Origin of the sequence: Adlercreutzia wanghongyangiae, assembly GCF_035989245.1 — a bacterium.
GTDB lineage: Bacteria > Actinomycetota > Coriobacteriia > Coriobacteriales > Eggerthellaceae > Adlercreutzia > Adlercreutzia wanghongyangiae.
The window spans coordinates 41,566-66,955 of the sequence record NZ_JAYMFF010000020.1; the positions used below are offsets into that span (position 1 = coordinate 41,566).

23 protein-coding genes and 1 tRNA gene are annotated in these 25,390 nt (G+C 65.2%); 8 read left to right on the plus strand and 16 right to left on the minus strand.

What is annotated here, in order from left to right:
• Nucleotides 1-2: 2 nt before the first annotated feature.
• From VIN30_RS09840 to VIN30_RS09880, 9 genes are all read right to left on the minus strand, one after another.
• Nucleotides 3-167 carry a hypothetical protein gene (locus tag VIN30_RS09840; protein WP_326425339.1) on the minus strand — a complete coding sequence of 55 codons (165 nt, stop codon included), beginning with the start codon at nucleotides 165-167 and terminating at the stop codon, nucleotides 3-5.
• A gap of 23 nt (nucleotides 168-190) precedes the next feature.
• Nucleotides 191-433, minus strand: coding sequence for a hypothetical protein (locus VIN30_RS09845; RefSeq protein WP_326425340.1), 243 nt, complete (start codon nucleotides 431-433; stop codon nucleotides 191-193).
• Nucleotides 434-463: 30 nt separating this feature from the next.
• Nucleotides 464-1,417 (minus strand): type II secretion system F family protein, encoded by a 954-nt coding sequence (locus VIN30_RS09850; RefSeq protein ID WP_338211240.1) that lies wholly within the window; start codon nucleotides 1,415-1,417, stop codon nucleotides 464-466.
• A gap of 6 nt (nucleotides 1,418-1,423) precedes the next feature.
• Nucleotides 1,424-2,398, minus strand: coding sequence for a type II secretion system F family protein (locus VIN30_RS09855; RefSeq protein ID WP_326425344.1), 975 nt, complete (start codon nucleotides 2,396-2,398; stop codon nucleotides 1,424-1,426).
• A complete protein-coding gene (locus VIN30_RS09860) occupies nucleotides 2,362-3,693 on the minus strand; it encodes a TadA family conjugal transfer-associated ATPase (protein WP_338211242.1) in 1,332 nt (443 codons plus the stop codon). The genes VIN30_RS09855 and VIN30_RS09860 overlap by 37 nt, the downstream gene beginning before the upstream one ends.
• Nucleotides 3,694-3,707: 14 nt before the next feature.
• Nucleotides 3,708-5,102 (minus strand): CpaE/TadZ family protein, encoded by a 1,395-nt coding sequence (locus VIN30_RS09865; protein WP_338211244.1) that lies wholly within the window; start codon nucleotides 5,100-5,102, stop codon nucleotides 3,708-3,710.
• Nucleotides 5,099-5,881, minus strand: coding sequence for a Flp pilus assembly protein CpaB (cpaB, locus tag VIN30_RS09870; protein ID WP_338211246.1), 783 nt, complete (start codon nucleotides 5,879-5,881; stop codon nucleotides 5,099-5,101). The genes VIN30_RS09865 and cpaB overlap by 4 nt, the downstream gene beginning before the upstream one ends.
• Nucleotides 5,882-6,328: 447 nt before the next feature.
• Nucleotides 6,329-6,403: transfer RNA gene (locus VIN30_RS09875), tRNA-Val, on the minus strand.
• Between the two features lie 107 nt (nucleotides 6,404-6,510).
• Nucleotides 6,511-6,675 carry a hypothetical protein gene (locus VIN30_RS09880; RefSeq protein WP_326425350.1) on the minus strand — a complete coding sequence of 55 codons (165 nt, stop codon included), beginning with the start codon at nucleotides 6,673-6,675 and terminating at the stop codon, nucleotides 6,511-6,513.
• Nucleotides 6,676-6,772: 97 nt separating this feature from the next.
• On the opposite strand from VIN30_RS09880, the gene VIN30_RS09885 reads away from it, so the two are divergent.
• From VIN30_RS09885 to VIN30_RS09915, 7 genes are all read left to right on the plus strand, one after another.
• Nucleotides 6,773-7,468, plus strand: coding sequence for a pentapeptide repeat-containing protein (locus tag VIN30_RS09885; protein WP_338211249.1), 696 nt, complete (start codon nucleotides 6,773-6,775; stop codon nucleotides 7,466-7,468).
• A 241-nt stretch (nucleotides 7,469-7,709) separates the two neighbouring features.
• Entirely contained in the window at nucleotides 7,710-8,084 is a 375-nt protein-coding gene (locus tag VIN30_RS09890; RefSeq protein ID WP_338211251.1) for a GntR family transcriptional regulator, read from the plus strand.
• Between the two features lie 180 nt (nucleotides 8,085-8,264).
• Nucleotides 8,265-9,149, plus strand: a complete 885-nt coding sequence (locus VIN30_RS09895; RefSeq protein WP_326425355.1) for an ABC transporter ATP-binding protein — start codon at nucleotides 8,265-8,267, stop codon at nucleotides 9,147-9,149.
• Entirely contained in the window at nucleotides 9,146-9,856 is a 711-nt protein-coding gene (locus tag VIN30_RS09900; RefSeq protein WP_326425357.1) for an ABC-2 transporter permease, read from the plus strand. Before VIN30_RS09895 ends, VIN30_RS09900 begins: the two co-directional genes overlap by 4 nt.
• Before the next feature lie 352 nt (nucleotides 9,857-10,208).
• Complete coding sequence (locus tag VIN30_RS09905; RefSeq protein ID WP_326425358.1) at nucleotides 10,209-10,772, plus strand: MarR family winged helix-turn-helix transcriptional regulator; 564 nt, start codon at nucleotides 10,209-10,211, stop codon at nucleotides 10,770-10,772.
• Nucleotides 10,773-10,996: 224 nt separating this feature from the next.
• Nucleotides 10,997-12,376 (plus strand): MATE family efflux transporter, encoded by a 1,380-nt coding sequence (locus VIN30_RS09910; protein ID WP_326425360.1) that lies wholly within the window; start codon nucleotides 10,997-10,999, stop codon nucleotides 12,374-12,376.
• Nucleotides 12,377-12,522: 146 nt separating this feature from the next.
• On the plus strand, nucleotides 12,523-13,578 hold the full coding sequence (locus VIN30_RS09915; RefSeq protein WP_326425362.1) for a Fic family protein: 1,056 nt from the start codon (nucleotides 12,523-12,525) through the stop codon (nucleotides 13,576-13,578).
• Between the two features lie 105 nt (nucleotides 13,579-13,683).
• Here VIN30_RS09915 and VIN30_RS09920 read toward each other — a convergent pair whose 3' ends face one another.
• The 4 genes from VIN30_RS09920 to VIN30_RS09935 form a co-directional block, all read right to left on the minus strand.
• On the minus strand, nucleotides 13,684-14,541 hold the full coding sequence (locus tag VIN30_RS09920; protein ID WP_326425364.1) for an SDR family NAD(P)-dependent oxidoreductase: 858 nt from the start codon (nucleotides 14,539-14,541) through the stop codon (nucleotides 13,684-13,686).
• Entirely contained in the window at nucleotides 14,538-15,236 is a 699-nt protein-coding gene (locus tag VIN30_RS09925) for a TorD/DmsD family molecular chaperone (RefSeq protein WP_338211256.1), read from the minus strand. Before VIN30_RS09925 ends, VIN30_RS09920 begins: the two co-directional genes overlap by 4 nt.
• Nucleotides 15,237-15,315: 79 nt before the next feature.
• Entirely contained in the window at nucleotides 15,316-15,936 is a 621-nt protein-coding gene (locus VIN30_RS09930) for a DMSO/selenate family reductase complex B subunit (RefSeq protein WP_326425368.1), read from the minus strand.
• Between the two features lie 11 nt (nucleotides 15,937-15,947).
• A complete protein-coding gene (locus VIN30_RS09935) occupies nucleotides 15,948-18,608 on the minus strand; it encodes a molybdopterin-dependent oxidoreductase (RefSeq protein WP_338211259.1) in 2,661 nt (886 codons plus the stop codon).
• Nucleotides 18,609-18,813: 205 nt separating this feature from the next.
• Here VIN30_RS09935 and VIN30_RS09940 point away from each other — a divergent pair, with 205 nt between their 5' ends.
• Nucleotides 18,814-20,115 carry a Fic family protein gene (locus tag VIN30_RS09940; protein WP_338211261.1) on the plus strand — a complete coding sequence of 434 codons (1,302 nt, stop codon included), beginning with the start codon at nucleotides 18,814-18,816 and terminating at the stop codon, nucleotides 20,113-20,115.
• A gap of 127 nt (nucleotides 20,116-20,242) precedes the next feature.
• Here VIN30_RS09940 and VIN30_RS09945 read toward each other — a convergent pair whose 3' ends face one another.
• The 3 genes from VIN30_RS09945 to VIN30_RS09955 all read right to left on the minus strand — a co-directional run bounded on the left by VIN30_RS09945 (nucleotide 20,243) and on the right by VIN30_RS09955 (nucleotide 25,329).
• Entirely contained in the window at nucleotides 20,243-23,368 is a 3,126-nt protein-coding gene (locus tag VIN30_RS09945) for an ABC transporter permease (protein WP_338211263.1), read from the minus strand.
• Nucleotides 23,365-24,048, minus strand: a complete 684-nt coding sequence (locus VIN30_RS09950) for an ABC transporter ATP-binding protein (protein ID WP_338211265.1) — start codon at nucleotides 24,046-24,048, stop codon at nucleotides 23,365-23,367. Before VIN30_RS09950 ends, VIN30_RS09945 begins: the two co-directional genes overlap by 4 nt.
• Before the next feature lie 174 nt (nucleotides 24,049-24,222).
• A complete protein-coding gene (locus tag VIN30_RS09955; protein ID WP_338211268.1) occupies nucleotides 24,223-25,329 on the minus strand; it encodes a sensor histidine kinase in 1,107 nt (368 codons plus the stop codon).
• Between the last annotated feature and the right edge of the window lie 61 nt (nucleotides 25,330-25,390).

Below are 25,390 nucleotides of genomic sequence, written 5' to 3' on the forward strand. Positions count from 1 at the left end.
TCCTAGTAGCTGAACAGATCGGCCACCCACCCCACGGCCCCTTGGATATGATGGGAGGCCGCCATAAGGGCATGATCGACGAACAGACCCGACGACAAAGCGCGCCACAAGGCCGCACCGGCCACCACCACGCAGATGAAAGCAGCTGTGACCAGCGCGTACTCCACAGTACCCTGGCCGCGTTCATCCCCTAGAGCCCGTTGATGCCATTGGCGATAGCGTCCCACAACTCCTGCAACTTGGGACGAAACAGCGTGATGGCGATAATGGCGATAACCACGAGCACCCCGACCAAAATGGCGTACTCGGTAGTGCCCTGTCCTCGCGCGCAGCTCGCTTTCACCCGCATGCGCGCCCACAGCGCCTGCAAAGCCGCCAAGCCAGCGCCGCGCGCCCGGCACAGCACCTCCCGCACCTTGTTCAGCGTTCCCATAACCTTTCTCCTTTCCCTTGCAACGTTCCATCAGAAACCTCCGGCCAATTCCAACAGCACCGGACCGAGCACCAATATCAGCATGGCGGGCAAAATGAGCACGCCAGTGGGGACCATCATCTTCACCGGCGCCTTCGCTACCTGCTCCTGCTTTCGCGCCCGATAGGCGCTGCGCGCCTCGCGAGCCGCATCTTCCAGGTTGTCGGCCAACGTCGACCCGAAGCGCAGCGAGCGCACGACGTTTTCCACCACGCGCGCCAGCAGCGGCGAGTCGTAGGACGTCGCCACCTGTCGTAGGGCCTGATCGCGCGATGCCAGACCGCAGGACCACTGCCGATGGGCCGCCCGAAACGACGAGGCCAGCAGCGTCTGGAAATGCTCGGTGTACAGGTGCAAGCTGCGGTCGAACGATAGCCCGCTGCGCATACCCAGGGCCACCACGTCCAGCAACTCGGACAAATCGCGTTCCATCGCCTCGGCCCGCCGGCGGCAGCGCCGGCCCACCGCCCAGGGAAGCGCGCGCCACCCTGCCACCGTCCCCAGAATTCCCAGACACAAGCCGAGCTCCGGCGATGCGATCAGGCCCACAGCTCCACCAGCCAAGGCTACGGCAAACGTCAGGCGCACCCGCGCCTCGCCCCACCCCGCCGCGCCCAGCTGCCCGTCGAGTCCCGCGCGGGCAATCCGGTCTTCCGGAAGCACGTGCCGCAGCGACCGGGGCGCCAGAAAACGGAAGCGGGGGCTGGTCGCCCGCTGGTCCACCAGCAGAGCATAGGCGATGATCCTGCCGTCCAGAGACGAGTCGTCCCGCATCGACAAGCGGTGGGAGAGAAGCCACGCCGCATCGGCATCGGAAGAGCGCAGGACATCGCGATAGCGCGCTCGCTGCCGCAGCCCCTGCCACCACCGCGCCGCAGCCCATCCGATGCCCGCCGCACCCAGCAGGGCGCCCCCGAACAGCAGCGGCTGCACGATCGGTTCCACCGCAGATCACCCCACTCCCACATCGAGCATGCGATGGACGAGCAGCACGCCCGCCGCCTGCATGGCCAAAGCCGCCGCCAACAGGGCCACCCCGGTGAAGCTGGCAAGGAACGGCGTCAGAAAACCGGGGCTCATCAGCGAGAACAACGCGATCAGCACGAAGGGCATCAGCGTGACGATGCGCGCCGAAAGCTGAGCTTGGGCCGTTTGCACTTTCAGCGTTTGGGCCAGCTCGATCTCCCCCTCCACCGACTCGCGGGCCGCATCCAGCACCGAGGCCAAGCTGCCGCCGCTCGCATGCTGCACGTCCAGCGCCACGGCCACGAAGGCGAGCTCGGGCACGGAGGAGCGACGCCTGAACAGCGCCAGGGCCTCCGTCGCCGTGCCGCCGGTTTCCAGAACACGCGCCGACGCGAGGAACACCTCGCCGATCGGCCCCTTCATCTCGCTTCCCGTCTGACGCAGCGTCTGCACCAGCGACAGACCCGCCCGGAAGCACACGCCGAGCGAACGGAGCGCATCGGGGATCTCGTCACGCATCGTCTGCGCCCGCCGCTGGGCCTCGGCATTGCCGTAGCCGGCCAGACCCACCAGCAGGCAGGCTGCCGCAGCGCAGCCGAACACCGGCGATGCCGACACCGCCCAACCCGCAACCGCCACGCCGAGGACGGCGGCCAAAGCGCACGAGAGCACGCTCTCGCGCGAGGCGTCGGGCTGCCAGCGCAGTGCCGCCATACGCAGATTCTCCGCATAGCGTTTCACGGCGGAAAGGCGCAGCAGGGCGCAGGCTGCCGGACGCAACGGCGCCACACCTCGGCTCAGTCGCCAGCGCACCCACGACCCCGAAGCCTCCTCCGCATCCAGACACGCCCGCATGCGAAGCCGCCGCTCCCGCCGATCAGCGAGAGCACTGCCAGCCAGCACCCCGGCAGCAGCCGCACTCGCTAGGCCGACAACCGTATATCCAACGATCGCACCCACGATCTCACCTCCTTCTTCTCGGCAATGCCCGCGGCATGCAGGTCGTCTATCCATCCCGGGTACTCAAGCCATCGACCGGCGCCGCCTCGCAACTCGCGTCGGTACAGCGGGGTGAGCGCGCAGCGGCGACGGTCGTAATCGAAGGCCATGGCCGCGATTTCCGACACGCACCGCTCGCCATTGGGGCAGCGCGCCGTCTGCACTACCAGGTCGAAGGCGTTGCCGATCTGCGCCTCTATGGCATCCACGGGCAGATCCACCGCATAACGCACCATAGTCACCAAACGGTCTACCGCCTCGCGGGGCGAATTCGCGTGCAACGTGGTCAGCGATCCGTCGTGGCCCGTGTTCATGGCCTGTAACATGTCGATGGCCTCGTCCGAGCGGCACTCCCCCACGATGATGCGGTCGGGGCGCATGCGCAGGGCGTTCACCACCAGTTCGCGGATCGTCACCTCGCCAAGCCCCTCGGCGTTCCGGCTGCGCGCCTCGAGTCGCACCACATGGGGATGCTCGTCGAACTTCAACTCGGCCGCGTCCTCGATGGTGATCACCCGCTCGCTGTGGGACACATGGCACGACAAGGCATTCAGCAACGTGGTCTTCCCGCTGCCGGTGCCGCCCGACACCGCCACCGATTTGCGCGCCCGCACCGCCCATACGAGAAACTGCTCCACCGTCTCGTCGAATGAGTTGCGACGGCGCAGTTCCGCCAATGTCATCACCCGACGTGCGAACGAGCGGATGGTCAGGTGCGGCCCGTCGATGGCCAGCGGCGGAATGACCGCGTGCACGCGATGACCCTGGGGCAGGCGCGCGCTGACCAAAGGCGACGACTCGTCGATACGCCGCCCCAGGGGTCCGAGAATACGGTCGATGAGGGCGCGCACCTGCTCGTCGCTCTCGAAGCGCACGTCTGCAGGCTGCAACCGCCCCTCACGCTCGACGAACACGCTGTGCGTGCCGTTCACCATGATCTCGGTGACCGTCTCGTCGCGAACGAGCCCGTCTAAGGGCCCCCACCCGAATACCGTGGCGAGCAGACCCTCCACCTGTTCTTTGAACAGGGCCGGATCCAGGGCGCGCCAGGGATCTTGGGTACCGAGGAAACGGCAGGCGGCCCGAATCTCGTTGCGCGCCCGCTCGGGGTTCTTGTCCATGATGAGCGCCACCCGATCCAGCGGCACAATGGCCCCGACTGCCGCCCGCAAGGCCTCCAGCCCACCAGGCTCCGCTGTGCCTCCGTCTTCTCCTCGCGCCCGTTCCACCGCCTGCACGCGATCTAGAAGCGTCATGATGCACCCCCTCCCTAACTCAGCACACCGCTGGCAGCCCGCGCCTCTTTACGCGATCTCCGGCGCTCCTTCTCTTCGCGTCGGCCGCGGCGACGGCCGCTCTCACGCCGGGGCGTTCCCCGCAGTCCGCGGCGTCCCGGCGAAAGGGGCTCCCCGCCACACGACGCCATACCGCCCGCACCGGGCAAAATCTCGTCCAGCAAGCGATCGATGCTCGTGCAGAGCGGGTTGCGCGACTCCACCAGCGCCTCCACCATGCCGGCGCCCAGCAGCTCCTCCACTTCGCGGCCCCCGTCGGCCAGTTCCACCACATGGGCACCGTGCAAGGCGCTGGACACGTCGATGGAAGTGAAGGGGGCGTGGCGCGTGCAGCGATTGACGGCGAGCAGAAACGAACTGGTGGCCACCCCGCAGCGCAGGCACAGATCGAGCGCGTGGCGGCACGCGCGCACCGACGACGTCCGCTGATCGACCAGGAAGAGCGTGGACACGCTGCGTTCCAGCAGCGCCAGCCGTTGCTCGTCCCATCCCGCCCCCGTATTCACTGCCACGAAGTCGAACCGTGCCAGCAGCTCGTCCACCACCGCGGGCAGCGCAGCTCCCAGCACCTCGGCCGTCTCCAAACGTCGCGGCGCCTCGATGAGCGTCAGCGGAGCATCGTCCGCCGCCGCCAAGGCGCTCCCATCGGCCGCCACTTCCTCGAGGGGCACACGGAGACACGATCCTGCCAAATCGCGCAAATCACCGAATTGCAGATCGGCATCGAGCAGGGCCGTGCGCAGCCCGCGCCGCGCAGCTAGATGGGCCGCCAGCGTGGAAACAGTGCTCTTGCCCGCTCCTCCGCTACCGCTCACAACTGTGAGCAGGAAGCCAGCACGGGCGAGCCCCGTCGACGCCTCCGTGCTCCTCTCCGCAAGAAGCGCCTGCGCCGCAGCCTCCGGCACCGTCTCCTGCGTTGCCGACAGCGGAGGCACCGACGGCGGCTCCTCCGCGCCCGAGGGCAGCCCGTCCGCGGAATCAGCGCCCGGCGCTGCCGCGTCGCCGCGCGCCATCTGCGCCCGCACCACCGCCGTAAGCTCGCTCAGCGACCGTGTGCCATCGAGCGCCGCCGCGTGCATGCGAGAGCGCACCGAGCCCGTCTCCTCGCAGTCGACGAGGTATACCTTCCTGCCCGGATGGTCGGCCTTCACGGCGGCCGCCAGGTTAATGGCACCCAGCCCCTCGCCCGCCGCCACCCACACCTCCCGCACTTCGTCCAAGGCCGCCAGGGCCGCCCGCGCCCGTTCATCCGAGGGCATCACATGCACCCGCGATGCAATCTGGCGGCCCTCCTCGCCCCATCGGGAGACAAGCTCGTCGGCCGCAGGACCAGCCCCGATGCACAGGGCGATTTCCCGACGCTTGCTCATAGCACCGCCCCCTCGTTCGCCGCCGCGCCGGCACCGGCATCGACGGCCGCAGGCGTCGCTTGCGCTGCAGTCTCCGTATCCCCCGCAGCGTCCTGCTCAGCCGCATCGGCAGGCAGCGAGGCGTCAGCCGCATCCTCGGCGCCGCCTGCCGCCGAGGGCAGTGCGAAGTACAACTCGAGGTTCTGGGCCGCTGCCACCACCTCTTGCACGCGCTCGGGTTCGACGGCCAACGTAACCCAGGCCGCATTGGATGCAGTCGCGCCCTCGGCGCTCGCACTGGACGCGAGCACCAGCGCGCCGGCCACCAGCTTCACCGTCGACACCGGACCGGTAGCGTACACATCCACAACCATGCCGGCCTCCACCGAGCCGCCCACCGCCTGCACGGCCCGCGCCGGCACGCTGACAGCCGCCATGCCCTCGGGTACGCTCAGCTCCGATTCGGCCGCCTCCAAGCGCCGGTCGCTCATCACCTCGCCTCGATAGACCGCCGATCCCAGACGCTGCCCCACCACCTGCGCAGGATCGGTCACAGCGCCGTCGGGCAGCAGGTCGGCCACCCACATCTTGGTGGACACCGCCCCGTTTTCCACCACCTCGCCCGCCGCTATATCGCGATTGGCAACGCACACCTCGATCTGATCGCCCCCATAGCGCGCCAGAGCCTCGGCTCGCGCCTGATCGGCCTCGTTTCTCACGTCCACGAGATAAAGCCCGACGCACGCGGCGCAGCACACGCCGCAGAGCGCCGAGACGAGCATCCGCCTGTTGATCTTCATCGCATCTCCCTTTCCTTGGAAACGCGACTATTGTTGCCGATCACAACCGTCAAACCGTCTCGGGAACCACCGCGAAAAGTTCGGCGCGCTTTCGTAGAACTTTCGCGAAGATACCGCCCGCCATCCGCCCGTGCGCCTACCCGGACGCCCCCGGAATACCGCCCGCCAACCGCCTTCGCGTCCCCTCGTCCCGCGCGGCGCCGCCGGACCAACAGCCGGAAAAGGCACGATTTCCGGAAAAGGGGGGGCGGAGTTGAAGACTATGGCTTATGGGAAGGTGGTGGCATGCGGCCGAGAAACGCTCTGCCAAAATCTGCCATAGAAATAATTTGACATTTCGCGCAGACGCGCTTCACTGGCAATTCGTCTGTCAGAAATACAGCGGAATATAGCGGCTTATCAAAAAGAAAAACCCCTTTTGAACTGGGGTTTTTCTTATTATGATCATGGTGGTCGCGGAGGGATTTGAACCCCCGACCTTGTGCTTGTAAGGCACCTGCGCTCCCGCTGCGCCACGCGACCGTTATGCCCGCGGACAAGCCGCGTGCCTCGGTATTGTGCCACAAGTTCCCCCAGTGGGCAAACCGCGACACGCGCAACAACACCAAGCCCCCGCAATCTAAGCACCCCTACGACAGAACGGCGGCTCCGCAGGTGAGCGCCGTCAGCAGCAGCACGCCGATCACGCTTATCGCCGGATGCTCGATGAGCAGCCCATCCCACAGCCGCTTCGCAGAACGCTCCTTCGGCTCCGCGGCCGTATCGCGCGGCTTCGTCGGTTCCCTCTCGTCCATCACGCACCTCCCATCCACAGCTTTCTGGTATTGTACCTCCTAACATGCCTCCGCACGACCGCATGCGCGCCCCGTCACCACCGCGAAAGGAGCCGCCATGGCCAGCATCCCCGATACCGCGCAGACCGCCTACGACCGGGCCGCCGGCGTGCGCGCCCTGGCGCTGCCCGCCATTCCCGAGGAACTGCGCGCCCTGGAGGCCGACGATCTGCTGGAAGCCGCCGAGCGCACCCTGGAGGCCATCGACGCCCACGACCTGTGCATCGCCGACGAGAACTTCACGGAACTTGAGGCAACGGGCGCACGCTTTACCAACTGCTTCCTGTCATGCTGCGATTTCTCCGGTGCCCTGTTCACCGACACGGTGTTCGAGAGCTGCGACTTCGCCAACACCTACTTCGACGGCGCGGGCTTCACCCGCTGCACCTTCAAGAACTGCAAGCTGACGGGCGCCTCGTTCATGGAGGCCTCGATGGAGTCGGTGTCGCTGGAAGACTGCACGCTGGCCTACGGCGCCTTCAACCGCTGCCGTTGGTGGGCCTTCGAGGCGCGCCGCTGCGATTTCTCCGGTGCCGATATGGCCGAGATGGACCTGCACTACATCATCCTGGACGACGACCGCTTCATCGGCACCAGCTTCTTCCGCACGCCGCTGCTCGGTATCGATTTCAGCACATGCCAGCTGGAGGGCGTGGCGCTGTCCGACACCATGGCCGAGATCTACGGTACGAAAATGAATCTCTACCAGGCCGCCGCCCTGGCCCGACACCTCGGCGTCATCATCGCGGAATAGCGCGCCGAACACTACGGTAAGGAACCCTTCCGCCCATTAATCCCACGCACCGCATTTCGCCCTTGACGCGTGTGTATAGGTGTGTATATACTGTGCATGTAGGGTATATACACTATTCGAGCTTTCGCGAAGCGGGGACGCCCGAGCCGCGAAGGCTGACCAGAGCGCGCGCCGCGCCAGCCGTCTCGGGCAACCGTCCGGGGCAGCAGGCGGGGAAACGCGCCCTTAAGAAAGAGGCACCTTGGACATCATCATCGCAAACGGAAGCAGCGAGCCCATCTACGAGCAGATCGCGCGGCAGGTGAAGGCGGCCATCATGGCCGGCGAGCTGGCCGAGGGCGATCCCCTTCCCTCCATCCGCGCCCTGGCGAACGACCTGCGCATCAGCGTCATCACCACCAAGCGCGCCTACGCCGAGCTGGAGGAGGCCGGGTTTATCGACACGGTGCAGGGCAAGGGGTCGTTCGTGGCCGGCGGCAACCTGGAGCTTCTGCGCGAGGAGCGCCTGCGCCAGGTGGAGGGGCATCTCGCCCGCGCCGTGGCCGAGGCGGCCGGCGCCAGCATTGGGGCCGCCGACCTGCACGCCATGCTGGATGTGCTGCTGGAAGAGAAATAGCCGGTACGCGAGCTTTCGCGGAACGGGTTTTGACCTGTTCGCGAATCGGGAGCCGAGCGGGCGGGCTGAAGCCCGCCCCTACGGGACGACGCCGGGCGAGCGGGACGACGCCGGGGCGAACGGGCGGGCTGAAGCCCGCTCCTACGGGAGGCCCGGCAAGAGAGCAAGTGAGGAACGAATATGACCAACTTGATAGAAATAGACAACCTGGGCAAGCGCTACGACGGGTTCACGCTCGCCGACGTGAGCCTGGCCGTGGAGCCAGGCAGCGTCGTCGGGTTCATCGGCTCGAACGGTGCCGGCAAGACCACCACCCTGAAGGCGGCTCTCGGCCTCATCGGCGCCGATACGGGCACGGTGCGCCTGTTCGGCGAGGAAGTTCGCCCGGGCGCGTCCGCGCTGGACGCATTGAAGGCGCGCATCGGCGTGGTGCTGGACACCTGCGCCTTCCCCGGCACCTGCACGGTGAAGTCGGTGGGCTCCATCGGGCGCGCCGCCTACGCCAGCTGGGACAGTGCCCGTTTCGCCGCGCTGACCGAGCGCTTCGAGCTCGCCCCCAGGAAGAAGGTGTCCGAGCTGTCGCGCGGCATGGGCATGAAGCTCACGCTGGCCTTCGCCTTGGCCCACCACCCCGAACTGCTGATCTTGGACGAGGCCACGGCGGGGCTGGACCCGCTCGCCCGCGAGGACGTGCTCGATCTTCTGCGCGACTTCATGGCCGAGGGCGACCGCGGCATTTTCATGTCCACCCATATCACCTCCGATCTGGAGAAAATCGCCGACGAGGTAGTATGCCTGGATGCGGGCCGCGTGGTGTTCTCGCTGCCGAAGGACGCCATCACCGACGAGGCCGGCGTGGCGCGCTGCCGCGCCGCCGAATTGGAAGCGGTGCTGGCCTCGGACTTCCTGAGCGCCGACGCTGTTCGTATCGAGCGCCACGGCTTCGGCTGCAACCTGCTCGTGCCCGACCGCTTCGCCTTCGCCCGCGCCTTCCCCGATATCCCCGTGGACGCGGCCACCATTGAAGACTACATGACCCTCACCCTGAAAGGGGAATCCCGATGAAGACCATGATCGTCGCCGACTTCTGCACCCTGCGCAACGCGCTTTTGCAACTGATGGCCATTTGCGTGGTCATCGCCCTGTTCATGGGGTACGCCATGGGCACGCTCATCGGCATGGCGGCGGCCATTGCCGCCATGCCGCCGTTCATGCTGCTGTTCTCGCTGGCCGCCACGGACGAGCAGAACAGCTGGGAGCGCTTCCGACTCACGTTGCCCCTCACTCGCCGCCAAGTGGTGTTCGGCCGCTACGCGAGTTTGGGCCTCATCGCCATCGGCACCATCGTCTTCGCCTTGGCGCTGTCGTTTCTGCTACTGGGCATCATCTCCTTTGTGCCGAGCGGCATACTGCCCGAAGGGCTGACGCCGGCCGAGAACCCGCCGGCTGCTCTTGTCGGAAGCGTCGTGGGGGCCGTAGGCGTCATCACCCTTGGCATGGCCATCGCGCTGCCGCTCGTCTTCCGCTTCGGCATGACGCGCGCCACCCGTTTCGTGCCCGTCATTGTGGTGATCGCCCTCGCCGCGGGCATCGGCTTCTTCGATGCCAACATCAGCTTCACCTCCGGCGGCTTCTTCTCCAATCTTATGCTGTGGCTCGACACCGGTAATAACTACCTCTTCCTCGCCGCTGCCCTGGTGGCCGTCGTCGCCCTCGTCTACGGGGCAAGCGCCCTCATCGCCACCAAGCTCTACGAGAAGCGCGAGTTCTAGCCCCTCCCTTTTCAATTTGCTGGATTGCTCAGCCTCGTTGAGCTGCGCACAACATATTTTTGCGCGCAGCTCCCAATTTGACGCCAAATGTGCAGGATTTTCCGTTTAGTAGAGTTTGCTTTCCCATTTTGTGCAGAATATTTCGTTATGAAGAGTCTCAACGGCAAGCATCGGCTCTCGCGACTCTTCTAAACGCAAAATCCTGCACAAAAGACCGCCATCCACCAACACCACAAAGCTCTAGACAGAGACGAGGCCCTGGAAACCTTGTGAATCTCTTGCCTTAGTCTGATTTCGGACTATACTAGCGTACTCGTTAGTCCGAAATCAGACCATTTATTCGAGGAAACCTATGAGCACCGCACCAAACGTCATCCGCACTGCCCCGGATGTTGTCCGCGCCTCCGCAGTCACCCATTGCAGCGACGCACCCGCGGGCGCCACCGCACCCGCCGTCGCCAACGGCACCGCCAAACGCAACTGCACCCTGGAAACCATCCGGGCCATCGACGACTTCTACCGGCGCACCGACGAGCTGTACCGCCAGACCGCCTGGCGCATGGGGCTCGCCGACTGCGCCTTCGACATCCTGTACGCACTCGTCGACGAGGACGGTCTCACCCAGAAGCAGCTCTGCGAGCGCGGGTTCTCCTCGAAGCAGACGGTGCACTCCTCGGTGAAGCGCCTGCAGGCCAAGGGCCTCATCGCCCTGCGCGGCGACAGCCCCCGCACCATGCGCGCCTACCTCACCGATCGCGGGCGCGACGAATACGAGGGGCACATCCGCGCCGTGCTGGACGCCGAGGTGCAGGCCGTGGACATCTTCACCGACGAGGAGCAGCGCCAGCTCACCGAGGCCATGGCGCGCTACATCGACGCCCTGGACGCGCGCCTGTCGGCCCTCACCTTCCGTTAGCGGCACCGCGCGGCATAAGGCCGCATCGCCCGCACCCCGCGTACCCGCCGGCCCGAAAGGAACCGAGGGCGCCGCACGGAACCGGGCGCATCGCCCGCGCTCAGAGCACCCGGCTGCTCAGGCCGCAGAGGGTGCGACCCGCGTCAGCCAACCCCGACGCGCCCGCACAGCCGCATCGCCCAACCCCCCCCCAGCACCCCCAGCACCACCCGAAAGGTTTTCCCATGCCAGTCGATATGTCCAAGCATTTCTCCACGAGCGCTCTTCTGCGCTTTACCCTGCCCACCATCGCCATGATGATCTTCACGTCGTGCTACACCATCGTGGACGGCTTCTTCGTGTCGAACTACGCCGGCAAAACAGCACTCGCTGCCGTGAACCTCATCCTGCCGCCCGTGATGATGCTCGCCTCCTTCGGCATGATGATCGGCACCGGCGGCAGCGCGCTGGTGGCCAAGACCCTCGGCGAGGGTAACGAGGCCCGCGCCCGGCGCCACTTCTCGTTGCTCGTTATCTTCGCCTTCGTACTGGGCAGCGTGTTGGCCATCGGCGGCTGGTTCTTCATGGAACCCACCGCGGCCGTGCTTGGCGCCACCGGACAGATGGCGAAGGACGCCACGCTCTACGGCCGTATGATGATGATCTCCATGCCGTTCTTCATTTTGCAGTACGCTTTCCAGAGCTTCTTCGTCACCGCGGGCAGGCCGAAGTACGGCTTCATGGTCATCGTGGTGGCGGGCGTGACGAACATCCTGCTGGACTTCCTGTTCGTGGGCCTGTTCGGCTGGGGGCTGCCGGGTGCGGCGCTCGCCACCAATATCGGCGAGCTCATCGGCGGCGGCATCCCGCTCGTGTACTTCGCGCGCAAGCGTTCCACGCCCCTGTACTTCGTGCGGCCGCACCTGCGGTGGCCCGTCATCGGGAAGGCCTGCGCGAACGGCTCATCGGAGATGGTCACCAACATCGCCATGAGCCTGGTGGGCATCCTGTACAACTGGCAGCTGCTGCGCTTCATCGGCGAGGACGGCGTGGCGGCCTACGGCGTCATCATGTACACGGCCATGGTGTTCGCAGCGGTGTTCATGGGCTACTCCATCGGTTCGTCGCCGCTGCTGAGCTTCCAGTACGGCGCGGGCAACCACACCGAGATGCGCTCGCTTTTGTGGAAGAGCCTGGGGATGATCGCCATTGCCAGCGTGGTGATGTTCCTTTTGGGACAGGAACTGGCCGGCCCCCTGTCGGCTATCTTCGTCAGCTACGACGCCGACCTGCTGGAGCTGACCACCAAGGCCTACCGCCTGTACGCGCTGTGCTTCCTGTTCATGGGATTCGCCATTTACGCTTCGGCGTTCTTCACAGCGCTGAATAACGGCCTCGTCTCGGCGCTCATCTCGTTCCTGCGCACGCTAGTATTCCAGGTGGCGGCCGTCATCGTACTGCCGATGATCTTCGGCATCGACGGCATCTGGCTGTCGGTGACCGTGGGCGACGCCCTCACGTGCCTGGTGGCCGCCACGTTCATGATCGCGCTGTCGGGCCGCTACGGCTACCGCAAGCGCGGTCTGAGCCCCAAGGCCCAGGCCAAGTTGGAGGCGAAGGCGTAAGCCGAGAGGTGACCGAAGCCGCCGCGGCATAAGGTCGCGAAGAGCAGGGGTGCCGAGAGGTGCTTTTGGCTCGCGACTAAAATATCTGCATCATTTTGGTATACTTTGATGCAGATAACCAATCTATGAGGCAGATACGGAGCACTATGCGATCATTCAGCTACCGCACGATCCCCGACGGGCTTCTCACCAACGAGACTATGAACCTTCTCGCGGCCGTCCACGAGTCCAAAGGACGCCAAGAGCTGAACCTGTCCGTTAAGGCCGATGTAGTCGACGCGCTTGCCGCCGTCGCAAAGGTGCAATCGACCGAGTCGTCCAACCGTATCGAGGGCATACGCACAAGCGGCAAGCGCATGCGGGAAATCGTGGCAGCTGAGACCCATCCGAAATCGCGCGACGAAGAGGAAATCGCCGGCTACCGCGATGTTCTCGAGCTTATCCACGAAGGCTACGATTCCATTGAGGTGACACCGGGCATCCTGCTCCAACTGCATCGCGACCTCTACCGGCACACCCCCTCCTCTCTCGGAGGACACTTCAAAATCGGAGACAACGAGATTCGCGGCATAACGGAAGACGGCACGGAGTACGTTCGGTTCAGGCCCACTCCTGCCGTCTCCACGCCTCAGACAGTCGAGGAGCTTTGCAACGCTTTCGCCTGCGCCATTGAAACCGAAACCATGGATGCGCTTCTGGCATCCCTTCTCTTCGTTTTCGATTTTACGTGCGTGCACCCCTTCAACGACGGCAACGGCCGCATGAGCCGGCTGCTCACGCTGCTGCTCATGTACAAAGCAGGCTATTACGTCGGCAAGTACATTTCGATCGAAAAGGAAATCGAGCGAACGAAGGACGCTTACTACGATGCTCTCGCAAAGAGCTCGGAAGGCTGGGGCGAGAACGCAAACGATCCGGGCCCCTTTGTGCGCTACATGCTGGGCGTCATCCTTGCGTCCTACCGCGACTTCGAGAGCCGGCTAGCACTGGCGTCTCGGGCCAAGGCGTCGAAGCCGGACCGTATCGAGGCGTACCTGCGCGACCACCTTGGGAAGGTGCGCAAATCCGAAATCGCCCAGGCCCTCCCCGATATCAGTGAGACAACGATCGAACGCACGTTGGCAGCGCTGCTCAAGGCCGAAAAGATCGAGAAGATCGGCACGGGCCGCGCAACGGCCTATGTTTGGAGGGAAGGGCGATAAGGCCGCCACGTTCATGATCGCGCTTGCGGGCCGCTACGGCTACCGCAAGCGCGGCCTGAGCCCCAAGGCCCAGGCCAAGTTGAAGGCGAACGTGCCCCCGGCGGCTTAATCCCGGAAGTCGGTACGCGTCGTGCGATACCGCCATGCGTCCACATCGGCCTGCATCTTGGCGATCTGCGCTTCAACGGTTTCGACGGCATCTAAACCCACGGGAAGATGCAGGGGCGGCGCGTCCGATTCGACCACATCGCAGACCAGCCGGGCCAGCTGCTGCGGATCTCCCGGCTGACCGGTGCCGCTCTCGCGCATGAAGTCCTCTTGCCAGCGGAAAGCATCGTAGTCGGCAATGGGAGTATCCGGCTCGATGCACAGGGCGCCGGCGTCGTAGAAGTTCGTGCGGAACAGCCCCGGGGCGACATTGGTGACCGAAATGCCGAAGGGCTCGAGCTCGAAGGCGAGACATGTGGAGAATCCCGTCACGGCGAATTTCGAGGAGTGGTAGATGGCCGGCCCCGCGCCGTACCCTGCAGCCGAAGCGATGTTGACGATGTGCCCCTCGCGCTGATGTCTCATGAAGGGCAAGACCGCCCGTGTCACTCGCATGAGGCCGAAGAAGTTCAACTCGAACAGCTCGCGTATGCCCGCCTCGCTCGTTTCCTCGAAATTGGTTATCCTGCCGTGCCCGGCGTTGTTCACCAGCACGTCTATGCGACCGAAATGCTCGGCCACCGTCGTCGCCATCCTGTCGCAGGCGCGCTCGTCAGCCGCAGCCACATCATGCTTCAGGTGAAGGAAACGGCCCCTATATCGTTCGGACAAATCGAGGTCCCCATCTCGCCGGGTGATAGCGGCGACCCTCGCACCGCGAGCAAGCGCCTCCTCGGTCAGGGCCCTCCCTATGCCCTTTGCCGCACCGGTGATCAGCCACACGCCCTCTGCGGCACGGGGCCCTTCAGCCGTCACGCCGACACCTGCTCGGCAGCGAAGGACTCATCGTCGAGAAGGGCGCGATCGCTTTGAAGGAAGGCGCCCAGCACCTGCGCAGCCTGGGGATAGAGCAGAGCGCCTCCCACCTTGCCGATGTCTCGTGCGAAGGAGCCCGTCCAGCGCAGAAGGTGGCCGTCCAGGAATCGACGCTGCTCGTCGCAGTAAGCAGCAAACCCCTCCCGATTGCCCTTCTGGCCAGCCTCCGTCATGCGCTCGCAGAGCATATGCATGAAGTCGAGCTCGAGCGCCAGATGATCGTCTGCCACATGAGGATGCCCCGACGAGAGCAGCCCGTAGCTGGCATACACTTTCCTGACCTCGAGGGTGCACGCCTGGAACAGCGTCCGGTCCTTCATGACATACACCGACTCCCACGGCGGGGCCGGCAGCGCATGGGGGCCTAGCAGCAGGCGGGTGTACTCGTCGCGCAGAGCGTCAACCACCTCGTCGGGCTCGCTCTCCATGCGTGCGCGCAGACTCTCCAGCACCGGCTGGAAATCGCGCAGCGCCTCGGAGTCGCCGCCCAGGCACAGCGCCAGGGAGTCTTCGGTCACCGGCCCGCACAGCACGGCGATGAGCCTCTGATCGGGCTCGCGCCGGAAAAGACGCTGGAACAGCAGGTACAGATAGGTCCGCGCCGCCTCTCTCATCTCGTATTCCTGATCGAACATAAGGTCTCCTCCATACACAAGGCCCCGCTTTCCTGGGAGGGAACGGAGAGCGGGGCCGATAAGCGGGATAATCGTCTAGTTACAGTTCCTCGACGGGGCTCACGATGGTGCCTTCGACATCATCGGGGTTCAAACGGTGCCGGTTGATCACCATGCAAGGCCCGGTCTCGGACGACGAGGCCAGCGGCTTGATATCGGCGTTGTCGCCGTACTGGGCCCGCAGCTCGTCGATGTCGCCGAACTTGATGCAGCGGCCAAGGCAGGAGGCGACGCACGCCGGATCCTCGCCCTGCTCCATGAGATCCTTGCAGAAGTCGCACTTGCCGCAGACGCCCGTCTCCTCGCGCACCTGGGGAACATCGTAGGGACACGACTCCACGCAGGTTCCGCAACCGATGCACGTCTCCGGGTCGGAATACACCACTCCGTCCTCGTCACGCTTCGTCATGGCCCCGGTCGGGCAGTTGGCCACGCACAGCGGGCGCTCGCAATGATTGCACGCCGTGGGAATATGGTAGGCGAAGAAGCCCTCAAGCGTAGGCACTCCATCCTTGTCGCTCCAGGTGCCGCCCGCGTACTCGATTACCCTGCGGTACTTCGTGCCCACCGGCAAGTCGTGAGTGTCTTTGCAGGCCATAATGCACGTCTTGCAGCCGATGCAGTCATCGATGTTGTAGTAGAAGCCGAGTTGGTTAGCCACGGAAATCCCTCCTATTCGAAGTCAAAGGTGCGGTACGGGCGCTGGCAGTCAGGCAGAAGCGGCTCGCCGTCCCACTTCTCGACCTTGACGAGGCAGGTGTTCCAAGGCTGATGCCCATGGCCGACCACGTGGCCCCCGGCGAGAATGTTGGCGCTGCCGCCCTCGTCGATGCCCTCCTCGTTGAGGTTGATCCAGTTGCCCTCGCCGATCATGAGCACGCCGGGCATAATTCGCGGCGTGATGTTCACCCGACGCAGGATCTTGCCATGCTTGCTGGTAACGAGCACTGTCTCGTCCTGCTCGAGGCCGAGGGCCGCAGCGTCGTTCGCGTTTATCATGAGATTGTTGGCGTGCACCTCGTTCAGCTGACGCACATTGTGGAACGAGGAGTGCACCGAGCGGGCGGAGTGGGTCGAGATAACCTGGAAGGGATACTCGCCCTTCTCCTTGGTCTCCCAATTGGCAAACGTCTGCTCGTAGCCCTCATCAGCCGGCCGGTACTTCGGCAGGGGCTCCACGACGGGCGTCGTCCCGTAAATCTCCATGTAATTCGTAAGCGACTGGCTGTAAATCTCGTACTTGCCAGAGGGGGTGTTTCGGGGATTTGCCACCGGATCGTTGCGATAATCAGCACGCTTGGGAGTAATCGCGTAAGGATCATCTGGCGAGCGCTGGGCGGCATAGTAGCCCTGCTCGAGCAATTCCTTGATGGGAACGCGTCCCTCTTGCGGAGTTCCCTCGACACCAAACTCGTCGATATCCTCCTGGGTGATGGCCGCCAGGGGCTCCATGCCGGAGAAGTCGTCCTTCATAACCTGAGTCGTCGCGAGAACATTGTACGAAGCCTGCTCCCAGCTGATGTTGCGAATGAGCTTCGGATCAATATCGAGACGCTTGGCCAACTCCTCTTCCATCCACACATCGTCTTTTGCCTCGAACAGCGGCTCGATCACCTGCTTGCCGCCGAAGAAGAGGGCGCGGGGATTGAGGGGCATGACCTGTCCCGCATTGCTCCACGGCGTCTCCCAGAAGGAAGCGGCGGGCAGCACGATATCGGAATACTCGCAGTCGGAGGTCATGAACAAGTCGGATGTGACGACGAACTCCACCTTGCGGAACGCCTCGATACCCTTGCTGGCCCCCGAGAACTGGTTGAGCGGCGAGCACGAGTTGATCTTCCAAATGCAGCGAATGTCGATGGGCTGCTCGCCATGGACGAAATCAGTATACTTCCCCGAGACGATGGCCTCCCATGCCCCGCCGTAGGGCAGTCCGTAGAACTTCTCCGGGTCGTAGCCGCCCTTGTCGAGCATGGACACCTCGGCCGGCCCCTCGCAAATGGGATTGGTCACAATCTCGATGCCGGGAGAGCCAGGCAGGATCATGGAGCTGCCCATGCCCACCGATTGGGGATTGGCCATGGCCACCTCGGCGCCTTCGAAGCCCACGTTGCCCGTCATCCAGCCGACCGCGTAGAACAGCTGAGTGTAGTTCTGGCCGTTCTCCGTACGGGCCGGAGCCTGGGTCGAACGCCAGATGAGGGGGCTTGCCGACGTGGCTATCTCCGCCAGCTCGCGAATCTTATCGGGCGACACGCCGCAGATCTCGCTCGCCCACTCGGGCGTCTTGGGCGTCTCGTCGTAGGCACCCAGAACGTAGTCCTTGAAGTTCTCGTTCGTCGTGGCGTCCTCGGGCATGTGATCCGCGTCGAAGCCGACGGTGTAGGCGTCGAGGAACTCCTGATCGTGCAGGTTGTTCTCGATCATGTGGTACGCCATGCCAAGAAGAAGCGCGCCGTCGGTGCCCGGGCGCACCGGCACCCACATATCCGCCACCTGCTCGGTCTGCCCCGAGAACCACGGGTCGATGACGATGAAGCGCACGCCCGCATGCTTCATGGCGCGATACCAAGAATTAGCGAGCGAGCCCGCAGCCAGGCCGAAAATGATGGCCGTATCGGCCTTGCAGGCCGTGAACACGTCCTGGGTCTCCATCATGCCGTACGACCACGGGTCGCCTTCCATGAACGTCGACACCACGGGAATGCCGCCATAGGACTGGGTGCCCCACACGTACACGCAACCGCCCATGGCGTTGAGCAAGCGCGTGACCTGACCGCCAGCCGCGCCGCCGCCATGGCCGTCGCCACTCACGCCGCAGAAAAACGACTTGGGGCCATGGTTATCCATGATGCGTTTGACCTCGCCGGCCACCAGATCGAGGGCCTCGTCCCAGGAAATGCGCTCCCACTCATCACGTCCGCGCAGCTCGCCGTGGAAATCGACGCCGCCGGGCTGCCAGTTCTTGCGCTTCATGGGGTACTTCAGTCGATCGGCGCCCATATAGCGCTGGCGCGACATGCGCCCGCGCACGCAGCAGCGATTCTGGGGGTTCTCATCGGTGTCCTCGCCGGTATCGTCGGTCTTCTGGCGCACCACCATGTTGTCGACCACATATCCTATGTTGCAGCAGACGCCGCAATTGCACGGAAGCGCCACCCACTCGCCTTCCTCCAGAGAGCCCGTCTCTCCCAGCTCAAGCGTGTTCTCGCTATCGGTCGGGCTGCAGCCCGACAAGGCAAGGGCCGCCGTAGCCGCTGCTGTCGCACCGAGAAAACCGCGGCGGCTGATCTGAGCAACCGAGCTCGCGCGGTCGTGTCCCAATTCTGACATGATTCCTCCTTCTCTCCAAAAGGTCTATCGGTTGGGCCGATGCATTAAGCATAGGGAGAGAGGAAAAACCTATCAATATCTAAGTTTTCGATACTTTTTCTCAAACCTATCGGAAACTGATAGACGACAGTTGATCTCGCGAAAACCGACACCTCCCCTGTCTTGGCGAAGCGGGTAAAATATCCTCAGCGGGAGAGGAGGCGCTATGGGAGCAGCAGGAGAAACGGCATCGAGGCTTTGGCTGGACGAGCGGTTCCGGTCCCTTGTCCACTGCTCGACGAAACAGGCCCTCTCCTGGGACGAGTTTCTCCGTCAGCCCATTCCGGAAGGCTACACGCCCGAGCAGGTCTGGCTCGCGCTCTGCGACGTCCGCCACTGTGGCGCCGTACACATTCCTTCCGCCCACGGGCGGCAGCCGGGACCCTGGTACACGCCGACGTTGCGCATTTCGTCCATGGCCCGGAATATCAACGCTCGCTCCGGGGACGATTCCCCGCTCTCGCGCCTGCTCCGCAGTCCCAAAGGCGCACACCATCGCAGTCAGTGCCAACGCTCCGAGATTCTGGCCACCGCAGCTCAAGACGGCTTCACGCTCAGCCCCGACCGGGCCTACGACATCGTCATCCTCAAGAAGAAGCCGCGATCTGTTGAGGAGCGGGTAATCGGCAACATCGCCCTTCTCATGGACTCTCTCGAAGACTATGAGGAGCAGCCGTTTTCCGATGATCTGGCAGATGAGTTCCACCGGCGAATCACCTACAAGGTAGACCCAACCCTGCTGCGCAGTTGCCAAACAGACCTCTCCCACCTCGAAGACCCCGCCGAGCAGCGGCAGCTGTTCCGGCGCTTTCGCCTCGAAGGAAACAACCTGTGGGCCTATGCCAACAACGCAACGGGCGAGGCGGCCGAAGACCCCGTCGTGAAGGCCCTCACGCTGCGCACGCTCCTCTCCGGGTATTTTCACGATAAACCCTTCGGCACCACGCTGACGCGCTTCATCTTCAGTCTCTTCGCCCTTAAAAACCACCTCACCGCCTTGGCGATTGCCCCCTTCACCCAGACCGTCGTCGCCTGGATCGATGCCAATCCACGCACCTTGCGCCACCTTTTCTTTGAAGCGGAGGAGCCGGGATGCGAGACCGATGTCGCCAACGCCGATATCACCTTGTTCCTCGAAGCCTCCCTTGAGTTGGCCGAAGCGACCCTCATCCAGCTCAAGGAAGAAGTCGAGCGTGAGGAAAATGAGCTCGCTTCGCTTTCCAGCAGCCTCTTCGAGGGCAGACAGCTCAATCGACGTCAGTGCACCATTGTCAACTATGCGCTCCGCAATCCCGAAGCGGAGATGACCATCCGCTACCATCAGACCAATCACCGCATCGCCTACGCAACCGCCCGGGCCGACTACCTCGGCCTCGTGGAAAAAGGGTACCTGCGGCAGAGCTATCGCGGCAACGCCATGGTTTTCACCTTGGACCCGACTCTTCTCGAGAGGCTATCGACCTCTTAGGCGACGCCCAGAAAGACAGCACAGCCCCGATGGCAGAAGGGGTGCCTGGAGCCTTCCCGGTTCCAGACACCCCACGTTTCAGCGACCGGTGCGGCTGTTGCGCGGCACTGTGCAGCAGCCACAGGCCCTACACGGCGTCGGCGCGCAGGGCCTCCACCACGCTGTCGGCGCGGCAGCGGTGCATGCCGTAGGCCACCGAGATGCCCATGGCCGCCGCCGTGAGCCCCACAGCCAGCGCCACGTAGCCCCAGGGCAGTGTGAAGCCCAAACCGCTCATCGACTGGGTCACCACGGCCCACAGAAGCCACGCCACCAGCGCCGAGATGAGCAGCCCCGGCACCAGGCCGGCAATGCCGAAGCTCATGCACTCCTCGGCGATCATGCGGCGGAACTGGCGGTTCGAAAGGCCCACCGAGCGCATGACCGCGAACTCGCGCCGGCGCAGGATGAGGCTGTTCGTCACCGTGTTGAACACGTTCGCCATGGCAATGAGCGCCAGGATGACGGTAAACAGCAGGCAGAACACGTTCACCACCATCGCGAGCATCTGGGTGGAGTCCTGCTCGGCGATGAAATCGTTGTACGAGTAGAACGTGGGCTCGTAGCCCTCCACATCGTGGAAGTACTCGCCGCCCGCGCTCGACAACTCCTCGGCCAGGGCGGCATGATCGCCATCGGTCGGGTCGAAGTAGCCGTAGAACACCGGATCGGTGTTGCCGAACCCCTGGTAGGCGGCCACAGACATGGGCACGATGAGCTGCAGGCCGGCTCCGGGTCCGCCCACCACCGGGGGCGTCTCGTCCACCACGGCGGCCACCTCGAGCGAGACCGTCTGCACCTCCACGTCGGCCATGGTCAGGCTCGAGAGGGTGTCATCCGAACCCATGGGCGCGTAGGGCACGAAGGCGAACTGCAGCGCGCCATCGGCGCCGAGCTCCACGCTCATGCCGATGCCGGCCACGGGCCTACCCTGGTAGGTGGCCGACGCGATAACGTCCACCGTACCCGGCTCGCGCAGCACGTCGAGCAGCTGGTAGAGGGAGCCGTTGTTGCCGTAGCCCTGGCCGAGCGCGATGGCGCGCAGGTGCGCGGGGTCGCGGAAGTCGGCGGGATTAAGCCCCGCCTCGCGCGCGTAGGCGTCGAAGGAGGCATCGTCCAAATAGACCAGGGAGGCCACGGTGCCGTAGCGCCCGTCGGCCATCACGCCGCCCGCCAGACCGTCCTCGCTCATGAAGGCCTCTCCCACCATGGAGGCGGGAAGCACCACGTTCGCATCGCCTGAGAGCTTCCAGCCCACGGCACTCGCGTTCGGAAGCGCACCCAGAGCGTCGAAGGCCTCCGCGAACACGGCGGCCTCGTCGGCAAGGCGCGCGTTGTCCTCGGCCAGCAGGGCCTCGGGCGTGATGGGCGCCGCATCGTCGGCCGTCGCATCGACCCCGGCAGCAGCGCCTTCCGCACCCGCCGCGCCTGTCGCAGCACCTTCCGCGCCCGGCGCCGCGGCGGCATTCCCATCGGCCGCGGTCCCGTCGTCGCCTTCGACCGCGCCCTCGCCCGCGGAGCCTTCCGCAACCCCGTCGGCCTCGCCGGGGGTCACGGCCATGAGCTGGGTCGTCACCGACACCTGGCCGGCTGCCTCGGCGCCCCCGCTCACCACATCGGCCAGCGTGCCCAGAAACACGTTCAGGGAACCCGCCGTCATAAGCAGCACGATGGCCAGCGCCAGCGACACCGATGCCGCCCGGCCCTTCCCCGTGCCCCGCTTGCGGTTGATGCGGGCAAGCGTGCCGCCGATGCCGTACAGGCGCCCGGACACCCCGCGCGACTGCCACAGCCGGCATCCGGCCGCCGCCCGCGCCGCCGCCTTCTCACCGCGTTTCGAGACGCGGGTTGCGCCCTGGGCCCGCAGCGAGTCGATGATGTTCGTGCGGCTCGCGCGCTTCGCGGGAATCCACACCGACACGAGCACCGTCACGAAGGTGAGCGCCGCCGCCAGGGCCAGCACCACCCCGTTCACCGCCAGGGTGAAGGGCACGTCCTCGGCGCCCGAGAGCGTGGCGATCATGGGGCCGATGAACGCGAAGGTGACCGCGCAGCCGCCCAGGCCGATGAGCAGCCCCAGCGGAATGCCCACGAGCGCCACCAGGGCCCCTTCCAGCACCACCGCGCGGCGCAGCTGCCGGCGTGAGGCACCCACCGACGACAGCAGCCCGAACTGCTTGATGCGCTCGGCCACCGAGATGTTGAAGGCGTTGAAGATGAGCGATACGCACGCCACCACGATGACGCCCGCCAGCACCGCCACGATGCCGTAGAACGTGGACCACAGCGACGCGCCGTCGGAGATGCCCATGTAGCGCAGCATGGAGGTGTGCAGCACGATATGGTCGTCGGAAAACAGCGCCTCGGCCTGCGCGGACACGTCCTGGGCGCTCGCGACATCGTTCAGCGTGAGGTACACATCGGTGAAGGCATCCGCGCCGGCGGCCCCGGGGCCGATGAGCGCCGTCATGCCCGCACCGGTGGACAGCGCATAGCCGGCCCTGTCGTAGAAGCCCACCACCGTGAAGGTGCGCTTCTCGGCATCCACCAGCTCCTCGTTGAACTTGCCGCCGTCCGCGGCCGCGTCGAAGACGCCCATGGACGAGTCGAGCGGCGTGCCGTCCTCGATGACGCTCTCCACGCCCTCACCGTCGTTCACGCCCCAGCCGAGCTCCTTCTCGCCGTGGACCTGCTCGCCCTCCTCGCCGGGGGCAAGCCGTGCCACGCGCCGGCCCACGTCCAGGGTGACCTCGTCGCCCAGCTCCAGGTTCTCATAGCTCTGCCACGTGGCGAACAACATGACCTCGTTTTCGTTCTCGGGCAGCCGCCCCTCGCTCGGCCGGATGCCGCAGATGGCGCCCACGTCGCCGGTCGCCGCGCGCACGGGCACGTAGGCGCCCAGCACGTTTTGCTGCTCGGGCGTCAGGTGCCCGAAGCCCACATCGCGCAGCGTGGCTACGGCCGCTACCGACGGGTCGACCGCCGCGGCATCGATCCGCTCCTGCGTGGCGGCACCACCCGGCGCTTCCACGCAGGCCATCCACGTGCCCGACTGCTCGGCCTCCATGCGGTAGAGGAAGTCGTTCAGCGAGGCGTAGGTGGTGAGCACCGCCGTGAGCAGGGCGGCGGCCAAGGCCACGCCCGCGATGGTCACCAGCGTGCGCACCCGGTTGGCGCGCAGTGATTTCACCGTGAAGTTGGCCATGGCGTTCATCGGCGGATCCTCTCGTCGCGCACGATGCGGCCGTCCTCCACGGCGATGATGCGATCGGCCGCCAGCGCAATCTCCTCGTCGTGGGTGATGACGATCATGGTCTGGCCGAACGCGCGGTTGGAATCGCGCAGAAGCTGCATGATCTCGCCGCTGTTGCGCGTATCCAGGTTGCCCGTGGGCTCGTCGGCCAGCACCACCGCCGGCGCGTTCATGAGCGCGCGCCCGATGGCCACGCGCTGCTGCTGGCCGCCGGAAAGCTGGCTCGGCAGATGCCCCTCGCGACCGGAAAGCCCCAGGCGTCCCACCAAGCTCGCAAGGCGGTCCTCGTTCACCACGCGGCCGTCCAAGGCCACGGGCAGCGTCATGTTCTCCACCACGTTCAGCACCGGCACCAGGTTGTAGAACTGATACACCAGCCCCACCTCGCGGCGGCGGAACACCGCCAGCTCCTCATCGCTTCGCGCGTACACGTCGGCGCCGTTCAACAACACGTGCCCCGACGTGGGGCGGTCCACCCCGCCGATGAGGTGCAGAAGCGTCGATTTGCCCGAGCCCGACGAGCCCACAATGGCCACGAACTCGCCCTCGGCCACGGAAAACGACACGTCGTCCAAAGCGCGCGTGGCCGTACCGCCCTCTCCGTAGATCTTCGTCAAGTGGCTGACCGTCAAGATGTCCATGCCAGATGCCTTTCTTCTCCTGGTCTCCCAATCTACGGAACAAGTATGGGCACGCCTTCTTGCGCACCCCTAACGCGCCCATTACGATGCTGTAATTAAAAAGCTTAATGTTCGAAATTTGGAGCATTAACGGACTTAATGCTCTAAATTTCGAACATTAGCGAACACGACGCCCTATACCACCAGCTTGGGGAAGGATATCTCGAAGCGGGCGCCGCCCTCGGGATTGTTGGCGGCGCGCAGGGTGCCGCCTTGGGCCGACACCAACGCCTGAGCCAGCGAGAGCCCGATGCCGAAACCGGCCGGCTGGCGCACGTCACCGGCCGCATCCGCGCTGGCGGCAACGGCAACCTGACTGGCCCCCTCAGCAGCAATCTGCATCGCCACCCCCTCGGCCGTCTCCTCAGGCGCCAGCGCCACCGCGCCCGCGCTCCTTCCCCGATAGAAGCGCTCGAAGATGTGGGGCAGATCCTCCTGCGCGATGCCGGGGCCCGTGTCGGAGACAACGATGGTGGTGGCCAGAGCGTCCTCGCGCACGGCCACCGTCACCGTGCCGCCGGCCGGCGTGTGCTCCATGCAGTTCTTCGCGATGTTCTCCACGGCCTCGGCGGTCCACGGCGCATCGCCCTGGAAGGTGGCAGCCTCGTCAAGCTGAAGCACCAGGTTCACGTCGCGCAGGTCCATGGCCGTGGCCAGGGGCGCCACCGCCCGGCGCACCACATCGGCGGCGCTCACCTCGCGGCGTTCCACGTGCATGGCGCCGGCATCCACCTTCGCGATCTTCAGCAGCGTGGTCACCAGCCACGACACCCGCTCGATCATGGCCTCCAGCTCGCGCACGGCGCGCTTGCGCTCGCGAGCATCGTCGGCGCGTTCCACCACCGGCAACATGAGCGCGATGGCTGTAAGCGGCGTGCGAATCTGGTGGGACACATCGGCCAGGGCATCGGCCAAGGCGCGGCTCTCACTCGCCAGCATCTCGCTCATGCGGGACAGACGCGCCACCACCTTCCCCAGCTCGTTGGCGAGCACCGCCACGTCGCCCTCGCGGCAGTTGGAGAACCCCACGGCGCGGCCCGCGTGCAGCACCTCGTCGATTTCCGCGGCGAGGCGGCGGATCTGCCGGTGTCGGTACAGCGAGATGCCCAGAAACAACGCGATCAGCACCGCGCCCGTGGCCGCCACCCACAGCTTCGCATCCGTCGGCGCCGCCCAGATAAGCACGGCCACCACTGCCGCCATGGCCGCGCACTGGCGCAGCAGGGTCGATGCGGAGCCCACGTTACTCGCCCCCTCGCGCCACGGCGGCGCGCTCCATCGGCCGCACTGTTTCCGACCGCCG